The organism is Streptomyces sp. NPDC029296 (assembly GCF_055569255.1).
Map to the genome: position 1 here is coordinate 117,581 of NZ_JBVHXT010000018.1, position 20,110 is coordinate 137,690.

Here is a 20,110-nt window from a genome sequence, read left to right on the forward strand (position 1 = left end):
CGTTGCCCGCCCGGCCGGATCGGCGTCCAGGGGTCCGCACGCCGGCCGGCCCCGGGTGGAGTAGACCCCACCGAGGTCAACGGCCGGTGCCGCCGCGGCGAACAGCGGGAGCCGCGGGGCCCGCCGGCCTCCCCCGCGCGGGAGGAGCTTCCCGGCGCGGTACGCCGGGAGCGTCCGGCGGGGTGCTCACCGGTCCGCGGCCACCGCCGCCTGCGGGCGGATCGGGAGGCGGTTGACCGGGCGGCCGGTGGCGGCGCGTACCGCGGAGGCGATCGCCGCCGGGGCCGTCACCACCGGGACCGCGCTGACCGACTTGGCGCCGAAGGGAGCCACCACGTCCCGTTCCTCGACCAGTTTGACGATCCGGATGTCGGGGGCGTCCAGGGCGGTCGGGAGGGCGTAGCCCGTCAGGTCGGGGTGGCGGACCAGGCCGCGGGGCGTGCGCAGGTTCTCGGTGAGGGCGATGCCCACGCCCTGGGTGACGCCCGCCTCGATCCGGGCGGCCAGCTGGGCCGGGTTGAGGACGCGGCCGACGTCCTGGGCGACCGCCAGCTCCACCACCCGCACCGAGCCCAGCTCCACGTCCACGTCCACCACCGCGCGGATCGCGCAGAACGCGAGGCCCACGAAGGCGTCGCCCTGCCCGGCGGCGTTCAGCGGCTCGGTCGGATGCGGCCGGCACTGGGCCGTGGCCCACAGCTCCTTGCCCTCCAGCGCCTCCATGACGGTGGTCGACAGCACCCCGTCGTACGAGGTGATCTTGCCGTCGGTGATCTGGAGCAGCTCCGTCGACATGCCGAACTTGTGCGCGAGCGGCTGGAGGAGCTGGGCGCGGACCATCTTCGCCGCGCGCTCCACCGCGCCGCCCGACACCCAGGTGTGCCGGCCCCGGCAGCCCGCGCCGGCCGGCGGCTGGTCGGTGTCGACGGGCGCGACGTGGACCTCCTCGATGCCGAGGGTCTCCTGGACGATCTGCCGGGCCAGCGTGGTGAAGCCCTGGCCGGTCTCCACGGCGGCGCACAGCACGGTGGCCACGCCGTCGTGGACCTTGACCGTGGCCGTGGACACCTCGTCGGCGCCCTCCGCACCCAGCATGTGCACCATGCCCAGGCCGTAGCCGACGCCCCGGCGCACCGCGCCCGGTTCGCCCGCGCCCTCCAGGCCGCCGGGCAGCAGCCACTCCTCCTCGGGCGTGTCCTTCGGCAGCGCGGGCAGCGGGAAGTCCCGCACCGCCTGGAGGAGTTCGGCGACCGGCGCCGGGCAGGTCACGGTCTGGCCGATCGGGAGGACGTCCCCGGTCGCCAGGACGTTGCGCAGGCGCAGCTCCGCCGGGTCCAGGCCCAGTTTCCGCGCCAGTTTGTCCATCTGGGCCTCGTAGGCGGCGCACACCTGCATGGCGCCCTCGCCGCGTACGTGGCCGGAGGGCGGGTTGTTGGTGCGCACGGCCCAGCCCTCGATGAAGGCGTTCGGGACGACGTACGGGCCGCACGCGAAGGAGACGGCGGCGGCCAGGGCGTCGGCGGAGGTGTCGGCGTACGCGCCGGCGTCCAGCAGGATCTGCGCCTCGACCTTGACCAGCCTGCCCTCGGCGTCGGCGTGGTGGCGGTAGCGCAGCAGGGTGGGGTGGCGGTGGGCGTGGCCGAGGAAGGACTCCTCGCGGGTCGCCGTCAGCTTCACGGGGCAGCCGGTCCGCAGCGCGAGCAGGCCGAGCGGGAGCTGGAAGCCCTGGTCCTCGCGGTCCGCCGTGGCGCCGGGCACCCCGGTGACGACGATCTTCACCCGTTCGGGGGACAGGCCGTAGCAGGCCGCGGCCGTGTTGCGGTCGGTGTGCGGGTCGGTGGAGGCGAGGTACAGCTCCACCCCGCCGTCCGGGCGCGGCACGGCGAGACCGGCCTCGGCGCCGATGGGGGCGGGGTCCTGGCGGCCGATGCGGTACAGGCCCTCGACCACGACCTCGCCGGCCGACTCCGGGTCGCCGTGGCGCAGCGGGATGTGCCGGATCAGGTTGCCGTCGGGGTGCAGCGGCTCGGCCTCGAAGGCGTGTTCCGGGTCGGTGACGGGGTCGAGGACCTCGTACTCGACGATGACGGCGGCGGCGGCCATCCGCGCGGTGTCCGGGTGGTCGGCGGCCACGGCCGCGATGGGCTCGCCGTGGTGGCGTACGACGTCGGAGGCGAACACCGGCCGGTCGGGCGTGCCGCGGCCGTGGCGGGGCGTGCCGGGGACGTCCTCGTGGGTGATGACGGCGCGGACGCCGGGCATCTCGCGCGCGTGGGTGGTGTCGATGGAGACGATGCGCGCGTGCGCGTGCGGGGAGCGCAGGACGGCCGCCCACAGCAGGCCCTCGGCCCACAGGTCGGCGGCGTACGGGAAGGTGCCCTCGGTCTTGGCGCGGGCGTCGGCGTGCGGCAGGGAGGCGCCGATGCCGTGCGGCGACGGGTCGGTCTCGGGGGCGGGTTCCGCGGCGGTGGCCGCGATGCCGGCTTCGTTGCTCACGCCTGGCCTCCGTCCTGGCCGTAGTGCTGCTGGTCCTGCGGTCCCGGGGGCGTCGTGCCGTACGGGTCCGGCGCGTCGTACTGCTCGGGTGACCGGGGGGCGGCGAACGCGCCCGGCGCCTCGAAGGCCGACGGGTGGACGCCGCCGGAGCCGGGGGCCGCCTGGTGCGGGATGTGGGCCTCGTCCGTGTCCGTCCCGGGGCCGGCGTGGGCAGCCTCGCGTTCGGCGACGACCTCCTTGACGGCCTCCAGGACGCCCCGGTAGCCCGAGCACCGGCACAGGTTGCCGCACAGCGCCTGGCGGGCCTCCAGGTCGGTCGGCGCCGGGTTGCCCTCCAGCAGGTCGTGCACGGTCATCGCCATGCCGGGTACGCAGAAACCGCACTGCACGGCGCCGCAGCGGGCCAGTGCGCGCTGGACGTCGGAGGGCTGTCCGTCGGCGGCCAGGCCCTCGACCGTACGGACCTCGCTGCCGGCCGTGGTGACCGCCGGGACCAGGCAGGACGCCACCAGGCGGCCGTCGACCTGGACGTTGCAGGCGCCGCACTCGCCCTGCGAGCAGCCGTCCTTGGCGCCCGCGAGACCGAGCCGTTCGCGCAGCACGTAGAGCAGCGACTCCCCGATCCAGGCGTCGGTGACGGGCCGGTCGGTGCCGTTGACCCGCAGGACGTAGGAGGCGAGGGGGTGGTCGTCGTGCGGCGGCAGGGGTGCGGCGGGGGGCTCTTCGGCGCCGTCGGGTACGGCGTCCCGGGCTTCCTGGTCCGCGTGGTCCTCCGGCGCCTCGCGGGCCGGGGCGGCGTCCTCGGACGGCTCCGCGGGGGCGGGTGCCCCGGCGGCTTCGGGTACGGCGGCCTCGGGTACGGCGGCCTCGGGTACGGCGGCCGGGGCCGGTTCCGCGGGCGCGCCGGGGTCGGCGGCGGGCGGGTCGCCGGCCGTGTCGTCGGCTGCCGCCGGGTGGGCGGCGGGCTCCGGGGCCACGGCCGTACCGGCGGCCGACTGCTCGGTGGACGCGGGGGTCTCGGGCGTGTCGGCCGGGTGTGCCGTCGGCGCCGGGTCCCCGGGGGCCGCCGGCGCGGCCGGGGCCGCCGCTGCGGCGGGCCCGGGCACGGGGGCCGGGCCGGTGGGCCGCTCGTGGCCCGCGGGGGCCTCGGCGGGGCGCTCGGGGGCTTCGGCGAGGCCGTGGGCGTCCGCGTCCGGGGCCGCTTCACGGCCGGCCGGCCGGTGCGCCGGGACGACCGGTGCGCCGGGCGCGGCGGACGTGACCTCGGCGCCGGGCGGGACCGTACCGCCGGGCGTGTCGCCGACGGCGGCGTCGGTGGGTCCGGCGTGGCCGTGCTCCGCCGCGACGGGGCCGGCGGCCACGAGACCGCCGTCGGCGTGCCCGCCCTCCGGCAGGGCGCTCCCGGAGCGGCCCGCGTCCCCGTGACCGCCCTCCGCGTGTCCGGCGTCCGGGTGGCCGCCCTCGGCGGCGTGCTCCGCCCCGGCCTCGACGGAACCGGCCCCGAAGGGACCGCCCTCGGCCTCCACAAGCCCGGCGTCCGCGTGCGCACCCTCGACGCGGCCGGCGTCCGCGTGACCGCCCTCCGCGTGAGCGTCCTCGGCGTACCCCCCGTCGACGTGACCGGCGTCCCCGTGGTCCTCCTCGGCGTACGCGCCGTCCCCGTGACCGTCCTCGGCGTACGCGCCGTCCCCGTGACCGTCCTCGGCGTACGCGCCGTCCCCGTGACCGTCCTCGGCGTACCCGGCACCCGGGTGACCGCCCTCGGCGTGCCCCGCGTCCCCGTGACCGCTCCCGGTGTGGCCGGGATCCGCGTACCCGGTGCCGTGGCCGTACCCGGGATCGGGGGCGTACCCCGCCTCGGGGGCGTACGCCTCCGGGGCCGGGCCCGACGGGTGGGAGGTGGTGTGGTCGGGGAGGGGGCCGTCCCAGGGGCGGGGGGTGTCCGGGGTCGCCCAGGGGGCCGGGGCGCCGCCGGGCAGGGTGGCCGGGGGCGCGCCGCCCCACTGTTCGACCAGCGAGGACGTGGTGTACTCGCCGGACTCGTCCGGAAGGTCGCCCCCGGCGACGGGGATGGACCACTGCCCGGTGACGTCGTGGCCCGGGGCGGCCGGGGCCGCGGGGTCCTCGTAGGTCCACTGCTGGGTGGCGCCGGGCTCGTAGGTGAACCGGTCGTCCGCGGCGTGCGACGGGGCCGGCGCGGTGTTCGGGTCGGGCCACTGGCCGCCCCCGGGCACCGGCCAGGCGGGCGCCGCGTCGGTGTGGGCGGCCGTGATCGGCGGCGGCACGTAGCCGTGGCCCGGCGCGGCCAGCGGGCTGTCGCCGGCCAGCAGCGCGTCGATGCCCCCCTCGGGGAGCTGGACGAAGGCGGTGGCGCCGTCGTCGTAGTCGCCCTGGGGCAGCGGGTTCCAGCGTCCGCCGCCCTGGGGCGTGCCCTCTCCGTGCTGGTCGTCGGTCACGACAGCGCCCTCCCCAGTGCTCGTCGGGCCAGCGCGGCGACGGTGCGCCGCAGGTGCAGTACGGCGGGCGGAAGCGGGACCACCGTGCCGTCGGCCTCGGGGGCCGGGTCGGGGATGCAGGCCGCGGCGACGTACTCGCCGAAGGCGTGCAGGGCCTCCGGGACGAGGGCGCGGTCGTTGTCCCAGTCGATGAGTCCCGCGATCCACTGCTCGGCCTCCAGGGGCCTCAGCGGCATCGGCGCTATGGCGCCGACGGCGCAGCGCACGCCGCGCCGGGCGGGGTCGAGGACGAGGGCCACGGAGGCCAGCGCGCGGCCCGGGCCGGTGCGTCCGGTGGCCTTCAGGAAGACCTGCGGGGCGTGCAGCAGCGGCACGCGGACGTAGCCGATGAGTTCGCCGCCGCCCAGCATCTCCACGCCGGCCAGCAGGTGGGACACCGGGATCTCCCGGCGGGCCCCGTCCGGGCCCGCGATGATCAGCGTCGCCTCCAGGGCGGCCAGCACCGGCAGCGCGTCCCCGGTGGGCGCGGCGGAGGCGATGTTGCCGCCCAGGGTGCCCGCGTTGCGGATGTGCGGCGGGCCGGCGGCGCGCGCGGCGGCGGCGAGCGCCGGGATGAGGGCCGCGAAGTCGGGGCGGCCCATGCGCGCGTGGGTGAGGCCCGCGCCGAGCAGCGCGTGGCCGTCCTGGTACTGCCAGCCCCGGATCTCGCTGATGCGGCCCAGTCCCACCAGCGCGGCGGGCCTGAGCTGGCCGGAGTTGACGGCGGCCATCAGGTCGGTGCCGCCCGCCACGGGGACGGCGGTGGGCGTGGCCGCGAGGGCCGCCACCGCCTCGTCCAGCGTCGTGGGCAACGTGACGGCCTGCGCCGTCCGCGGTGCGTGCGTGGTCAAACCGGCTGCCCCTTCCCGCTGCCCCACCTGGTCCCGCCCGTGTTGCCGTACGGTACGTGCTGACAGGGCGGACGACGCAACTCTGGCACATCTTCGCAACGCCCGAACGCGGGGGTCCGCTAGGAGGCTTTCGCCCACCTCATCGGGGGGATGGTCCGGTTTCGCACGGCATCACCGGTGCGTGCGGATTGCCACTCTTCGGTGATCCTGCCGGGGTTTTTCCGGTACTTGTTCGGGGTGGGGCGGTGCGGGGCGGGGCGGCCGTGCGGTCAGCGGTTCGGGGGCGGTCCCTCGATCGGGCGGCCGGGCACGCCGGGGCGGCGCTGCCACGGGCGGGGTCCGGTGGGTGGCCGGTAGGCGACCCCGAGGGCGTCAAGTCGCCGGTAGTGGGCGGTCATCCGGCGTTCGAAGTCGGGGTAGTCCCGGTCGGCGGGGGCGGGCAGCGGGCTCCAGGCGACCTCGGCCAGGGCGGCGAGGCGGGGGAAGGCCTGGTAGTCGACGCGCGCGGAGTCCTCCAGCACCTCGGTCCACACGTTGGCCTGGGTGCCCAGCACGTGCCGGGCCTCCTCCTCGGTGAGCCCGGCCGGTACGGGTTCGAACCGGTAGACGTCCTCCAGGGTGCGCACGAAGCCGATCGGCACCGGTTCGTCGTCGCCGGGGGCCTGCCGGTGGTCCAGGTACACGTACTGCTCGGGGCACATGACCACGTCGTGGCCGGCCCGGGCGGCGGCGACGCCGCCCGCGTAACCGCGCCAGGAGGCGACGGCCGCGCCCGGCGCGAGCCCGCCCTCCAGGATCTCGTCCCAGCCGATGAGGCGGCGTCCGCGCGCGGCGAGCCAGGCGTCGAAGTGGCCGATGAACCAGGACTGGAGCGCGTCCTCGTCGGTGAGGCCGAGGTCGGCGATGCGGGTCTTGGCGGTGACGGACTCGGTCCACTGCTCCTTGCGGCACTCGTCGCCGCCGACGTGCACGAACGCGGAGAACTCGGCCGCGTCGGCGGGGAACAGGTCCAGGACCTCCTCGAACACCCCTTCGTAGAAGCGCAGGGTGGTGTCGGTGGGGGCGAGGACGTTGGACGAGATGCCCCACGTGTCCCAGACGGAGAGCGCGGAGGTGTCGACGACGTCGGTGTTGCCGAGTTCGGGGTACGCGGCGATCGCGGCCTGCGAGTGGCCCGGTACGTCGATCTCGGGGACGACGCCGATGTGCCGCTCGGCGGCGTAGGCGACGATCTCCCGGATGTCGTCCTGGGTGTAGTAACCGCCGTGCGGTTTCTCGTCCCACAGCGGTGAGGCGCGGTGGCCGAATTTGGTCCGCGCGCGCCAGGAGGCGGTTTCGGTCAGTTTCGGATACCGCTTGATCTCGATCCGCCAGCCCTGGTCGTCCGTCAGGTGCAGGTGCAGGACGTTGAGTTTGTGCGCGGCCATCAGGTCCAGATAGCGCAGCACGCCCTCCTTGGGCATGAAGTGCCGGGCGACGTCGAGGAGCAGGCCGCGCCAGCGGAACCGGGGGGCGTCCTCGACGGACTGCCGGGGCACGCGGTGGGCGGCGCCCGGACGCAACGGTGCGCGGCGGAAGGCGTCGGCGCCGAGCAGCTGGCGCAGGGTCTGGGCGCCCCAGAACACGCCGGCCGGCCCGCCGCCGCGGATCTCCACGCCGTCCCCGGCATCGGCGGTGAGCCGGTACGCCTCGGGGGCCAGGGTGTCGTCCAGCAGCAGCCGTACGCCGTCACGGGCGCCCCTGGGCCCGGGACGCAGCGGCAGGCCCAGGGACGCGCCGAGGGTGGCGCGCAGCCAGCGTTCGGTGCGTTCGGTGCCCGGGCCGGCCCACAGCGTGGTGTCCGGGCCGAGCGGCACGCCCGGTCCGGTCGGCTCCTCGACGGCGCGCGGCGCCGGAATCAGTTCCACGTCCTCAGCCCCCAGAGAGAGGTCGTTGCAATATGCGCAACGGTCGTTGCACAAAGCGACACCTCGAAGGCTAGGCACTGCGCCCGGCCCCCACAAGAGGTCTGGACCAGTCGGCGGCCGGAAAACGCGAAGATCCCCGGGACGCGCCGCTTGCGCGTCCCGGGGACCTCACCGCCTCCGGCCGGACCGGGGACCTACTTGTCGCCGCCCTTGCCCTTGTCGTCGCCGCCGCTGCCCATGGATTCGTAGATCTCCTTGCACATCGGGCAGACGGGGTACTTCTTCGGGTCGCGGCCCGGCACCCAGACCTTGCCGCACAGCGCCACGACGGGGGTGCCGTCGAGGGCGCTCGCCATGATCTTGTCCTTCTGGACGTAGTGGGCGAAGCGCTCGTGGTCGCCGTCACCGTGGGACACCTGCGGCGTCGGCTCTACGAGGGTCCCCGTACCAGTCCCGCGCTCGGGCTCGAGAGTGCTCATAACAGCCAGGGTACTGAAAGCCCTGGCGCATCAGTTGAGCGAAGGGTCGTCCGGGTACGTGGCCACCATCGCCAGCTCGCTGCGCTGGCGGCGCAGCACCTCGCGCCACAGCCGCTCCGGGGCCGGCGAGGAGACGTCGCCGGGCTCGGACTCCACCACGTACCAGGCGCCCTCCACCAGCTCGTCCTCCAGCTGGCCGGGGCCCCAGCCGGCGTACCCGGCGAAGATCCGCAGACTGCCCACGGCCGAGGCGAGCAGCTCCGGCGGGGCCTCCAGGTCGACCAGGCCGATCGCGCCGTAGACCCGCCGCCAGCCGAGCGGCGCCCGGTCGCCGTCGGCGCCGCCCGGGATGACCGCCACGCCCAGCGCCGAGTCCAGCGACACCGGGCCGCCCTGGAAGACCACACCGGGCTCGCCCGCGAGGTCGGCCCAGCCCTCCAGGATGTCGCCGACGACCACCGGGGTGGGCCGGTTCAGGACGACACCGAGGGAACCCTCCTCGTCGTGGTCGAGGAGGAGCACCACCGCACGGTCGAAGTTCGGGTCCGCCAGGGCGGGAGTGGCCACGAGCAGCCGCCCTGTGAGCGAGGACACCTCGGTCATGCCAGACATGATCCCGCATCTTCCCCGGGTGTGGGGACCCAATCGGGGGCACGGGGGTGAAGCCGCCCGGGGGTGGACACCACCCCGGCGCGCACCGGGGCGCCGGTGACCCCATGTGCCCGAAAGGGAACGGTTCGTGTTGTGACACAGCTATGACGGAGTGGCCGGGTACTGGGCTTACGGGAGGGGGGTAATCGGCGATTACCCTGTCTTCCCGGCCCCCGCGCACAGTGATCGGCCGGCCCCTGACCAACTCATCGGAACGCGAGATTCATGACCGTCAACGACGATGTCCTGCTTGTCCACGGCGGAACCCCGCTGGAGGGCGAGATCCGTGTCCGCGGTGCGAAGAACCTCGTGCCGAAGGCCATGGTCGCTGCCCTGCTGGGCAGCGAGCCGAGCCGACTGCGCAACGTTCCGGACATCCGTGACGTGCGGGTCGTCCGCGGCCTGCTCCAGCTCCACGGGGTGACGGTCCGTCCGGGCGAGGAGCCCGGCGAACTGGTGATGGACCCGACGCACGTCGAGAGCGCCAACGTCGCCGACATCGACGCCCACGCGGGTTCCAGCCGCATCCCGATCCTCTTCTGCGGCCCCCTCCTGCACCGTCTCGGCCACGCGTTCATCCCCGGTCTCGGCGGCTGTGACATCGGCGGCCGGCCCATCGACTTCCACTTCGACGTGCTGCGGCAGTTCGGCGCGACGATCGAGAAGCGGGCCGACGGGCAGTACCTGGAGGCTCCGCAGCGGCTGCGGGGCACGAAGATCCGGCTGCCCTACCCGTCCGTCGGCGCGACCGAGCAGGTGCTGCTGACGGCCGTACTGGCCGAGGGCGTCACGGAGTTGTCCAACGCGGCCGTCGAGCCGGAGATCGAGGACCTCATCTGCGTGCTGCAGAAGATGGGCGCGATCATCGCGATGGACACCGACCGCACGATCCGCATCACCGGTGTGGACAAGCTCTCCGGCTACACCCACCGCGCCCTGCCGGACCGCCTGGAGGCCGCCTCCTGGGCCTCCGCGGCGCTCGCGACCAACGGCGACATCTACGTCCACGGCGCCCAGCAGCGCTCGATGATGACGTTCCTGAACACCTACCGCAAGGTGGGCGGCGCCTTCCGGATCGACGACGAGGGCATCCGTTTCTGGCACCCCGGCGGACAGTTGAAGTCCATCGCCCTGGAGACGGACGTGCACCCCGGTTTCCAGACGGACTGGCAGCAGCCGCTGGTGGTGGCCCTGACCCAGGCCACGGGCCTGTCCATCATCCACGAGACGGTGTACGAGTCCCGGCTCGGCTTCACCTCCGCGCTGAACCAGATGGGCGCGCACATCCAGCTCTACCGCGAGTGCCTGGGCGGCTCCGCCTGCCGCTTCGGCGCGCGCAACTTCCTGCACTCCGCGGTCGTCTCCGGCCCCACCCGGCTCCAGGGCGCCGATCTGGTCATCCCCGACCTGCGCGGCGGCTTCTCGTACCTCATCGCGGCGCTCGCCGCCGAGGGCACGTCCCGCGTCCACGGCATCGACCTGATCAACCGCGGCTACGAGAACTTCATGGACAAGCTCGTGGAACTCGGCGCGAAGGTCGAGCTCCCGGGCAAGGCGCTCGGCTGACGGTCCGGGAACACCAAAGGGCGGCCCCCCTCGGCGGAAGGGGGGCCGCCCTTTGCGGTGTCCTCAGCTGATGCGCGCGAGAAACGGCGCCTCAGCGGGCCGGCGCTCGAAGCGGAGCGCTTACTTGCCCTTGGCGGCTTCCTTGAGCTTGCTGCCCGCGGTGACCTTCACGCTGTAGCCGGCCGGGATGTTGATGGGCTCGCCGGTCTGCGGGTTGCGCGCGGTACGAGCGGCACGGTGGGTGCGCTCGAAGGTCAGGAAGCCAGGGATGGTGACCTTCTCGTCGCCCTTGGCGACGATCTCGCCGACGGTCTCGGCGAACGCGGCCAGCACGGCGTCGGCGTCCTTGCGGGTCACCTCGGCGCGGTCGGCCAGCGCGGCCACCAGCTCACTGCGGTTCATGTTGTTACTCCCGTATTTTTCTTGCCGTTGGGGTGTGCCACGCGGCGGTGCCGCCCGAGGCACTGCGATGCCGATGCGCTCGCGCCCTTGGGGGTGCCCCCCGGGACGTAGTCCCTGGGGGAGCATCCTGCCCCTACCTGCGGCGGGAAAGCCAATCCGGCACCCGTAGGAGTCGTGAGAACACCCTGGGGAGTCACACGAAAAGCGCCTGCTCGGCCGTCACCCTAGAGTGCGCCCGGCATCCGGTGGTTCCACGACGCGCCGGTACGGGGGGCCGCGTGGCGATGCTCACAGCCCCCGCGCCGTACGGAACGCCGTCTCAGGCCGTGACGCCGGCCGCCTTGGCGGCCTCCCGGACCGCCCCGGCCACGGCGCCCGCGACCTTGTCGTTGAAGACGCTGGGGATGATGTAGTTCGGGTTCAGCTCGTCCTCGCTGACGACGTCGGCGAGGGCCTTCGCGGCCGCGAGCATCATCTCGGTGTTGACCGTGCGGGACTGGGCGTCCAGCAGGCCGCGGAAGACGCCGGGGAAGACCAGCACGTTGTTGATCTGGTTCGGGAAGTCGGAGCGGCCGGTGGCCACGACGGCCGCCGTCTGCCGGGCGATCGCCGGGTCCACCTCGGGGTCGGGGTTCGCGAGCGCGAACACGATGGCGTCGTCGGCCATGGCGGCCACGTCGGCGCCGTCCAGGACGTTCGGGGCGGAGACGCCGATGAAGACGTCGGCGCCGCGCACGGCCTCCTTCAGGGTGCCGGTCAGGCCCTCGTGGTTGGTGTTGTCGGCGATCCAGCGCAGCGGCGAGTCGGCCGGGGCGTTCACCAGGTCCTCGCGGCCGGCGTGCACGACGCCGTGGATGTCGGCGACGACGGCGCTCTTCACGCCGGCCGCCAGCAGCAGCTTCAGGATGGCCGTGCCGGCCGCGCCGGCGCCGGACATGACGACCCGGATGTTCTGGATGGGCTTGTCCGTCACGCGCAGGGCGTTGGTCAGGGCGGCGAGCACGACGATGGCGGTGCCGTGCTGGTCGTCGTGGAAGACCGGGATGTCCAGGGCCTCGCGCAGCCGGGCCTCGATCTCGAAGCAGCGCGGCGCGGAGATGTCCTCCAGGTTGATGCCGGCGAAGCCCGGGGCGATCGCCTTGACGATCTCCACGATCGCGTCGCTGTCCTGGGTGTCCAGGCAGATCGGCCAGGCGTCGATGCCGGCGAAGCGCTTGAAGAGGGCCGCCTTGCCCTCCATGACGGGCAGCGCGGCCTTGGGGCCGATGTTGCCGAGGCCCAGCACGGCGGAACCGTCCGTCACGACCGCGACGGAGTTGCGCTTGATGGTGAGGCGGCGGGCGTCCTCGGGGTTCTCGGCGATGGCCATGCAGACGCGGGCCACGCCGGGCGTGTAGACCATGGACAGGTCGTCACGGTTGCGGATGGGGTGCTTCGACGCCATCTCGATCTTGCCGCCGAGGTGCATCAGGAACGTACGGTCGGAGACCTTGCCGAGCGTGACGCCCTCGATGCCGCGCAGCTTCTCGACGATCTCCTCGGCGTGGGCCGTGGAGGTGGCCGCGATGGTGACGTCGATACGGAGCTTCTCGTGGCCGGACGCGGTGACGTCGAGGCCGGTCACCGAGCCCCCGGAGGACTCCACGGCGGTGGTGAGCTGCGATACGGCCGTTCCGCTCGCGGGCACCTCCAGCCGGATCGTCATCGAGTAGGAGACGCTGGGCGCCGTTGCCATGGCCGACTTCCTCTGCTTTCACCGTGTCGCGAGTTGTGCCGTCCGATCGTCGCACCTACCGCTCAGTACGTGGTAGTCGCCCTGGGTTGCGGACGCTTTGTTCACGCGTCGTTTCCTGCGGGGTGCACGGTTTCGGAAAACCACTTCCACCATACGAGAAACGAACGGAGGAGGAAAGAGGCCGCCGGGGCAAAGAAAGAGGCCCACGTCACATCCGTGACGTGGGCCTCCCACGTTGATGACACCGACCCGCCATGCTCGCCTCGCGGCAAGTGGTCGCTCGCGGCGACTAAGGTTGGGCCCGGGGGCTTGGATCGGGCCGGTGCCACGTCAAGGCTAACAAACCCTCGCCCAGGACCATTCCCGGTGCGCGGATTCGCCGGAAAATCAGTCCCTGAGCAGGTCCGGCACCCCCGCCGCGTCCGGCTCGTCGCGGTCCGCCGAGACCACCGTCAGCTGCTGGGTGGCCCGGGTCAGCGCCACGTACAGCACGCGCAGGCCGGCCGGCGACTCGTCGGCGATCTCCGCGGGCGACACGACGACCGTCGCGTCGTACTCCAGGCCCTTGGCCTCCAGGCTGCCCAGGGCCACCACCCGGTCGCCCAGCCCGGCCAGCCAGCGCCGGGCCTCCTCGCGCCGGCCCATCGCCACCACCACGCCGACCGTGCCGTCCACCAGGCCCAGCAGCCGCTCGGCCTCCGCGCGCACCGTCCGCCCCAGGGAGTCCGCCACGACGGTGAAGCGCGGCTCGACGCCGGTGGACCGTACGGCGGCCGGGGACTCGGCGCCGGGCATGGCGAGCGCGAGCACCCGCGCGGCCAGCTCGGCGATCTCGGCCGGGTTGCGGTAGTTCACGGTGAGCCGGAAGCGGCGCCTGGGCCGGGTGCCGAGCGCCTCGTCGCGGGCCTCGGCCGCCTCGTCCGGGTCGGACCAGGAGGACTGCGCCGGGTCGCCGACGACCGTCCAGGTGGCGTGCCGGCCGCGGCGGCCGACCATCCGCCACTGCATCGGCGTCAGGTCCTGCGCCTCGTCCACGATGACGTGCGCGTACTCGGTGCGCTCCTGCGCCAGCCGCTCGGCCCGCTCGCGCTGGGTCTCCTCGCGCACCGGCATCAGCTCCTCCAGACCGGTGAGCTGGTCCAGCGGGTCCAGTTCGCGCTTCCTGCGGGGCCGGGCCGGGGCGCCGAGGATCGCCTGGAGTTCGTCCAGCAGGGCGATGTCGTGCACCGAGTGGCCGTCCCGCCTGAGCGAGCGGGCGACCTTGCGGACCTCGCCGGGGTTCAGCACCCGCCGGGCCCAGCGGCCGAGCCGCTTCTCGTCGGCCATGGCGGCGAGCACGCCCTTCGGGGTCAGCTCGGGCCACCAGGCGTCGAGGAACGCCAGGAAGGAGTCCTCGCCGGTGACGTCCTCGTCGAAGGAGGAGCGCAGCTCGGCGGCCAGCTCCGGGTCGGTGTGCCGGCCGGCGGCGCCCGACCGCTCCCACAGGGCGTCCAGCAGCAGCTTGCGGGCGCGCGGGCGCAGCAGGTTGACCGGCGCGGTGCCGCCGAGCGCGGTGCGGCGGATGCGTTCCAGCTCGTCGGCCTCCAGTTCCAGCCGGCGCCCGAAGGCGACGACACGCAGCCGGGAGGGCGGGCCGTCGTGCGGCCGGCGCTCGTCGTCCCCGGGGCTGGCGGCGGGGGCGGCCGGGCCCAGCTCCAGGGCGCCCCGGGCGGCCTTGCGCAGCACCTTCAGCATCCTGGCGGAGCCCTTGGCGCGGGCCACGGACGGGGAGTCGTAGACGGTGGCCTCCGCGCCGTCGACCAGCGAGCCGATGGCGCGGATCGCGACCTGGCCCTCCTCGCCGAGGGAGGGCAGCACGCCCTCGGTGTAGGCGACCAGCAGCGGGGTCGGCGAGACGATGAGGATGCCGCCCGCGTAGCGTCTGCGGTCCTGGTAGAGCAGGTAGGCGGCGCGGTGCAGGGCGACGGCGGTCTTGCCGGTGCCGGGACCACCCTCCACGTAGGTGACGGAGGCGGCGGGGGCCCGGATGACCAGGTCCTGTTCGGCCTGGATGGAGGAGACGATGTCCCGCATCGTGTGCCCGCGGGCCTGGCCGAGGGCCGCCATCAGGGCGCCGTCGCCGATGACGGCCAGTTCGCGGCCGTCCAGGAAGGCCGTCAGCTCCGGCCGCATCAGGTCGTCCTCGACGCCGAGCACCCGGCGGCCCTTGGACCGGATGACGCGGCGGCGCACGACCCGTCCCGGCTCCACGGGCGTGGCCCGGTAGAACGGCGCGGCGGCGGGCGCCCGCCAGTCGATGACCAGCGGGGAGTAGTCCTCGTCGAGGACGCCGATCCGGCCGATGTGCAGCGTTTCGGCGATGTCGGCGGTGTTGTCCTCGCGCACCGCTCCCTCGGCGGGCTCGACGGCCGTGTAGGCGCCGTCGGGGCCCTTCTTGCCGTCCTTGCCGGTCAGCAGGTCGATCCGTCCGAAGAGGAAGTCCTCGAACTCGTTGTTCAGCCGGTTCAGATGGACACCGGCCCGGAAGACCTGGGCGTCCCGCTCGGCGAGCGCGCCCGGGGTGCCGACCTGGCCGCGCTGGGCCGCGTCGTGCATCAGGAACTCGGCCTCGTGGATCTTCTCCTCGAGCCGCCGGTACACCCGGTCCAGGTGTTCCTGTTCGACGCTGATCTCCCGGTCACGGACGGAATCGTGTGTCTCGTGTACCGAGTCGACCGCGGACTGCTGAACCTGAGCGGCCACCGGGCCCCCTTCTGACGTGCTGGGCAGCCGTCAACCGTACGCGAAGGGGGCCCGACAAAGCTACGGGGCGGTCACCCGGGGCGCGCCCGCGCTACGCGTCGGCCTCCACCGGCTTCCTCCCCTCGAACGTCACCACCTCGAAGTGGTCGATCTCGTCGGGCCGGAAGGCCGCGGCCCTGCCGCTGACGTTCTTCAGCTCCAGCACCGCCTGGGCGCCCCGGTCCTTCCCGGCCAGGGCGACGGTCGCGCTGACGTGCGTCGAGGCGTCCGTGGCGGACGTGCGGTCGGACACGGTGCGGAACGCGGACTGGGCCGGTGCCGCGGCGACCCGGCCGCCCCCGTCCGAGCCGCCGCCCGCCGCCACCGCTGCCGGCGGGCCCGCGACGACCGGCGCCGCCGCGGCGGCGATCACGCGGAAGCCGCGCCGGCGCTTGCGGGCGCGCCGCTCGGCGACCTCGTCCACCGGCTTCTCCACCAGCCGGGGGCCGGGCCGGGCGGCCAGCGACCCGCCGATGGCGGGGGTGCCGCCGGAGCCCGGCAGGTCGGCCGGCGCGGCGAGCATCGGCTCCCTCCCGGCCGGCTCGTCCAGCCGCCGGGCACACCACTCGCAGTCGGCGAGGTGCGCCTCGAAAGCGGTTGCCTCGGCGTCGTCGAGGATCCCGGGGGCTTAGGCGCCCACGGTCTCGTGTCCGCCCGGCACCGGAGATCCCTGGCTGGGGTTCACGGGCCAGGCTCACCCGGACCACCCGGTCCGAATCCCTGCACTCCCCCGTCTCCGCTCCGCGGACGGTGCGGGCACGCGCGGTTCCGCGGGGTGGGAGGACAGGCGATGCCGGGCCCTCGATCCACGGTCCTTGGCCACGGCCGCATCCTTGCGCACGCCCACCTCCGGTGCCCGGGGGCTCCCCCAGTCGGTCGCTCGCCCACCCGTACGCGGCGGGGCGGCGCGGTGTTCACACCGGAGGCACGGATTTCCCCGGGGCGCCGTGCCAAGCGGGACATACCCGCACATTTCCGCCCCGGGTTCTTCATCCGGGCGCCACGGTGGTGCCGGGTGACCGCGCGCGGCCCGGTGGTTTCGCGTCAGGTGCGGGCGGGCGCGACGGGGAGGGGGTACGTCGGGCGCGGGTGAGCGCGGCGCGAAGTCCGCGGGCCGGGCGCGCGGAGTCCGTACATCAGGCGCGGGCGAGCGCGGCCCGGCGCCGGTGCCGGGCGACCCGTTCGCGGTTGCCGCACACCTCGCTGGAGCACCAACGGCGCCGCCGCCCCCGGGAGGTGTCGAGGTACACCAGGGGGCAGTGGTCCCCGGCGCACCGCCGCAGCGAGGCCCGGGCGACGGGGTCGGTGAGCAGGTCCACGGCGTCCCGGGCGACGACGGCGAGCAGCGCGGCGCACCCGGGAGCCGCCGCCAACTCCCGTACCAGGCGCCCGTCCTCCCCGGCTACGGCGACGGGCGCGGACGGTGTCCCCCGGGCGGCCTGGTTGACCCGCGCGAGCGCGTCCCCGTACCCGCCCTCCTCCCCGCCCAGCACTCCCCGCACCAAGTCCCCGACGTCGGCGCGCAGTTCGCGGAAGGCGGCCGGCCAGGAGGGGTCCGCGTGCCCGAGCGGCGTCCCGGCCGGCACCAGCCCGGCACCGCCGATCCACCCGCACAACGCGCCCACCCCGTCCAGGCGTTCGTCCGGGTGCCGGGTGGCGAGCAGGTCGAGACACACCCGCCCGGCATCGAACCGCGGCGGGTACGCGGACGGGTCTGCGCCGAGTGCCATGTGCCAGTCACCGCCTAGGCAGAAACCGCGCGGGGACGTACGCCCCCGGACGCGGACGGCATACGGGGCCACCGGGCCCCGCCTCCTCCACAGTGCCCGGCGGCGGGTCGGGCCGGAAGCCCTCGCGCGGGGAACGGGTCGAGCGGCACGTCCCGGGCCCCGCACGGCGATGGCTGAATCCCGCGCCGCTCCGGCGGGCCGAAGTCCCCGCAGGACGGCGTACGGGGCCGCGGCCGGGGTCCGTCCTACGTGTCCGCGTACTTCGAGTCCGCCGCCGGATCCAGTGCCAGCCGGTACCCCCGTTTCACCACCGTCTGGATCAGCTTCGGCGCGCCGAGGGCCGTGCGCAGACGGGCCATGGCCGTCTCCACGGCGTGCTCGTCGCGGCCCGCGCCGGGCAGGGCCCTGAGCAGGTCCGCGCGCGGGACCACCCAGCCGGGGCGGCGGGACAGGGTGCGCAGCAGGGACATGCCGGCCGGCGGGACCGGCTTGAGTTCGCCGTCGACCACGACCGCGTGACCGCGGATCTCCACCCGGTGCCCCGCGACGGGCAACGTGCGCGCACGGGACGGGAGTTCCTGGCACAGCAACTGCACCAGGGGGCCCAGGCGGAACCGTTCCGGCTGGACCGTGTCCACCCCGTGGGCCTGGAGCGGCAGCGCGGTGACCGGGCCGACGCAGGCGGGCAGGACGTCGTGGGCCAGCGCCGCCAGCAGCTCGTCCAGCAGTCCGCGGTCCTCCGCACGGGAGAGCAGGGAGGCGGCGGCGGGGGCACTGGTGAAGGTCAGGGCGTCCACGCCGCGGCCGACGGCCGCATCCAGCAGGCGGTCCAGCGGGCCGGTGTCCTCCGGGGGCATCCAGCGGTAGACCGGCACCGCGAGGACCTCCGCCCCGGCGGCCCGCAGCGACTCCACGAAGCCGGGGAGGGGTTCGCCGTGCAGCTGGACGGCGACGCGGCTGCCGTCGACGCCCTCCTCCAGGAGCCGGTCGAGCACCTCGGCCAGGGACTCCGAGGAGGGCGACCACTCCTCGGTGAGACCCGCCGCCCGGATCGCGCCCTTGACCTTCGGACCGCGGGCCAGCAGCCGTGCCCCGCGCAGCCGGCCCACCAGCTGTTCGCCGAGGCCCCAGCCGTCGGCGGCCTCGACCCAGCCCCGGAAGCCGATCGCGGTGGTGGCGACGACGACGTCCGGTACGTGGTCGATGATCTCCTTCGTGGCGGCGAGGAGTTCGCCGTCGTCGGCGAGCGGCACGATCCGCAGCGCGGGAGCGTGCAGGACGGTGGCGCCGCGCCGCTGGAGCAGGACGGACAGCTCCTCGGCCCGGCGCGCGGCGGTGACGCCCACGGTGAATCCGGCGAGGGGTCCGTGCTCGGGTTGCTGCTCTTCGTCGTACATGGGCTCTCCTAGCTGACCGGCGCGCCGGACGAGCCTGTCAACTCTGCGTGACAGGCTCGGTTCGGCTCGATGACGCCGGTGTTACGTCACACCTCGGCATAGCTGAGCTGGGCCTTCTCCTCCGCCGCGGACGCCGTGGCCGAAACCTTGCCAGCCGGGCGGCGAAGGTATACGGCCCAGGTGACCACGAAGCAGAGGCCGTAGTAGGCGAGGAACGCGACGAACGCGCCGGTCCCGGAGCCGTACGCGAGGAAGGACTGCCGGAAGGCCAGGTTGATGCCGACCCCGCCGAGCGCGCCGACCGCGCCGATCAGCCCCATGGCCGCGCCGGACAGCCGCCGGCCGTGGGCGACGGCCGCCTCGCCGTGGAGCCCCTTGGCCACCGCCTTGGCCTGGAAGATGCCGGGGATCATCTTGAACGTCGATCCGTTGCCGAGGCCGCTGAGGACGAACAGGACGACGAACACGGATACGAACAGCGGCAGCGACTTCTGCATGCCGGCGACGATGAGTAGGGCGGTGGCGGCGGCCATGCCGACATAGTTCCACAGGGTGATGCGGGCGCCGCCGTAGCGGTCGGCGAGCCAGCCGCCGAGGGGACGGATGAGGGAGCCGAGCAGCGGGCCGATGAAGGTGAGGTAGGCCGCCTGGAGCGGGGTGCGGCCGAACTGGTTGGTCAGCACCTGGCCGAAGGCGAAGCTGTAGCCGATGAACGAGCCGAAGGTGCCGATGTACAGCACGGCCATGATCCAGGTGTGGCCGTCCCGGGCCGCGTCCTTGGCCGCGCCGGTGTCGTTCTTCACCGAGGCCAGGTTGTCCATGAACAGCGCGGCGAGTACGGCGGCCACGACGATCAGCGGGATGTAGATCCCGAGCAGCACGCGGGGGCCGCCGCTCGCGCCGATGATGGCGAGCGCGACGAGCTGGATGACGGGGACGCCGATGTTGCCGCCGCCCGCGTTCAGGCCGAGCGCCCAGCCCTTCTTCCGCAGCGGGAAGAAGGCGTTGATGTTGGTCATGGAGGAGGCGAAGTTGCCGCCGCCGATGCCGGCCAGCAGGCCCACCAGGAGGAAGGTGGAGAAGGACGTCCCGGGTTTCATCACGGCGAACGCCACGATGGTCGGGACGAGCAGCAGGCTCGCCGAGACGACCGTCCAGTTCCGGCCGCCGAAGACGGCCACGGCGAAGGTGTACGGCACCCGGACGACCGCGCCGACCAGCGTGACCACCGAGGTGAGCAGGAACTTGTCGGCTGGGGTCAGCCCGTATTCGGGGCCCATGAACAGCACCAGCACGGACCACAGGGTCCACACGGAGAACCCGATGTGCTCCGAGAGCACGGAGAACCACAGGTTCCGGCGGGCGATCCGTTCCCCGGTCGCGTTCCAGAACGCCTCGTCCTCCGGATCCCAGCGCTCGATCCAGCGGCCACTGCGACGGGTTGGGACTGGGGCTGTCATCACGCCTCCACGGTGCTCCGGCTGCTCGGTCTGCCGACCACTGACTCGGTTGACTCGGTCCGAAGGTAGGAAGGGCGCGTTTCCGCCCTGTGGCAGCGGGTGACCGGAAGGGAACGTTGCTCTCACTCGGGCGGGGGGTGGCCGGTGAGGGCGCCCGGGG

General features: G+C 74.2%; 14 protein-coding genes. 1 reads left to right on the top strand and 13 read right to left on the bottom strand.

Annotated features, from left to right (window positions below):
- Positions 1-186 precede the first annotated feature (186 nt).
- From ACZ4W9_RS18080 to ACZ4W9_RS18105, 6 genes are all read right to left on the bottom strand, one after another.
- Positions 187-2,496, bottom strand: a complete 2,310-nt coding sequence (locus ACZ4W9_RS18080; protein ID WP_467936741.1) for a xanthine dehydrogenase family protein molybdopterin-binding subunit — start codon at positions 2,494-2,496, stop codon at positions 187-189.
- On the bottom strand, positions 2,493-4,952 hold the full coding sequence (locus ACZ4W9_RS18085) for a (2Fe-2S)-binding protein (protein ID WP_467936743.1): 2,460 nt from the start codon (positions 4,950-4,952) through the stop codon (positions 2,493-2,495). The genes ACZ4W9_RS18080 and ACZ4W9_RS18085 overlap by 4 nt, the downstream gene beginning before the upstream one ends.
- A complete protein-coding gene (locus ACZ4W9_RS18090; protein WP_467936745.1) occupies positions 4,949-5,842 on the bottom strand; it encodes an FAD binding domain-containing protein in 894 nt (297 codons plus the stop codon). Before ACZ4W9_RS18090 ends, ACZ4W9_RS18085 begins: the two co-directional genes overlap by 4 nt.
- A gap of 269 nt (positions 5,843-6,111) precedes the next feature.
- Entirely contained in the window at positions 6,112-7,749 is a 1,638-nt protein-coding gene (locus ACZ4W9_RS18095; RefSeq protein WP_467936747.1) for a beta-N-acetylhexosaminidase, read from the bottom strand.
- A 194-nt stretch (positions 7,750-7,943) separates the two neighbouring features.
- Positions 7,944-8,228 carry a DUF3039 domain-containing protein gene (locus ACZ4W9_RS18100; RefSeq protein ID WP_030610517.1) on the bottom strand — a complete coding sequence of 95 codons (285 nt, stop codon included), beginning with the start codon at positions 8,226-8,228 and terminating at the stop codon, positions 7,944-7,946.
- Between the two features lie 30 nt (positions 8,229-8,258).
- A complete protein-coding gene (locus ACZ4W9_RS18105) occupies positions 8,259-8,831 on the bottom strand; it encodes a YqgE/AlgH family protein (RefSeq protein WP_030610520.1) in 573 nt (190 codons plus the stop codon).
- A gap of 273 nt (positions 8,832-9,104) precedes the next feature.
- Between ACZ4W9_RS18105 and murA the strand changes: the two genes are divergently transcribed.
- Complete coding sequence (gene murA / locus ACZ4W9_RS18110; protein ID WP_467936750.1) at positions 9,105-10,445, top strand: UDP-N-acetylglucosamine 1-carboxyvinyltransferase; 1,341 nt, start codon at positions 9,105-9,107, stop codon at positions 10,443-10,445.
- Between the two features lie 120 nt (positions 10,446-10,565).
- Here the strand turns inward: murA and ACZ4W9_RS18115 are convergent, their stop codons facing one another.
- The 7 genes from ACZ4W9_RS18115 to ACZ4W9_RS18145 form a co-directional block, all read right to left on the bottom strand.
- Positions 10,566-10,847 (bottom strand): HU family DNA-binding protein, encoded by a 282-nt coding sequence (locus ACZ4W9_RS18115; protein WP_023550134.1) that lies wholly within the window; start codon positions 10,845-10,847, stop codon positions 10,566-10,568.
- A 319-nt stretch (positions 10,848-11,166) separates the two neighbouring features.
- A complete protein-coding gene (locus ACZ4W9_RS18120; protein ID WP_467936752.1) occupies positions 11,167-12,582 on the bottom strand; it encodes an NAD-dependent malic enzyme in 1,416 nt (471 codons plus the stop codon).
- A 387-nt stretch (positions 12,583-12,969) separates the two neighbouring features.
- A complete protein-coding gene (locus ACZ4W9_RS18125; RefSeq protein WP_467936754.1) occupies positions 12,970-15,324 on the bottom strand; it encodes a HelD family protein in 2,355 nt (784 codons plus the stop codon).
- 91 nt (positions 15,325-15,415) lie between these two features.
- Positions 15,416-15,982 (bottom strand): RNA polymerase subunit sigma, encoded by a 567-nt coding sequence (locus tag ACZ4W9_RS18130; RefSeq protein WP_467936792.1) that lies wholly within the window; start codon positions 15,980-15,982, stop codon positions 15,416-15,418.
- A gap of 517 nt (positions 15,983-16,499) precedes the next feature.
- Complete coding sequence (locus tag ACZ4W9_RS18135; protein ID WP_467936756.1) at positions 16,500-17,093, bottom strand: CGNR zinc finger domain-containing protein; 594 nt, start codon at positions 17,091-17,093, stop codon at positions 16,500-16,502.
- 245 nt (positions 17,094-17,338) lie between these two features.
- The gene (locus tag ACZ4W9_RS18140) at positions 17,339-18,490 is read right to left on the bottom strand and encodes a uroporphyrinogen-III synthase (RefSeq protein ID WP_467936758.1); all 1,152 of its coding nucleotides are present in this window, start codon (positions 18,488-18,490) and stop codon (positions 17,339-17,341) included.
- 86 nt (positions 18,491-18,576) lie between these two features.
- On the bottom strand, positions 18,577-19,950 hold the full coding sequence (locus ACZ4W9_RS18145; RefSeq protein WP_467936760.1) for a nitrate/nitrite transporter: 1,374 nt from the start codon (positions 19,948-19,950) through the stop codon (positions 18,577-18,579).
- Between the last annotated feature and the right edge of the window lie 160 nt (positions 19,951-20,110).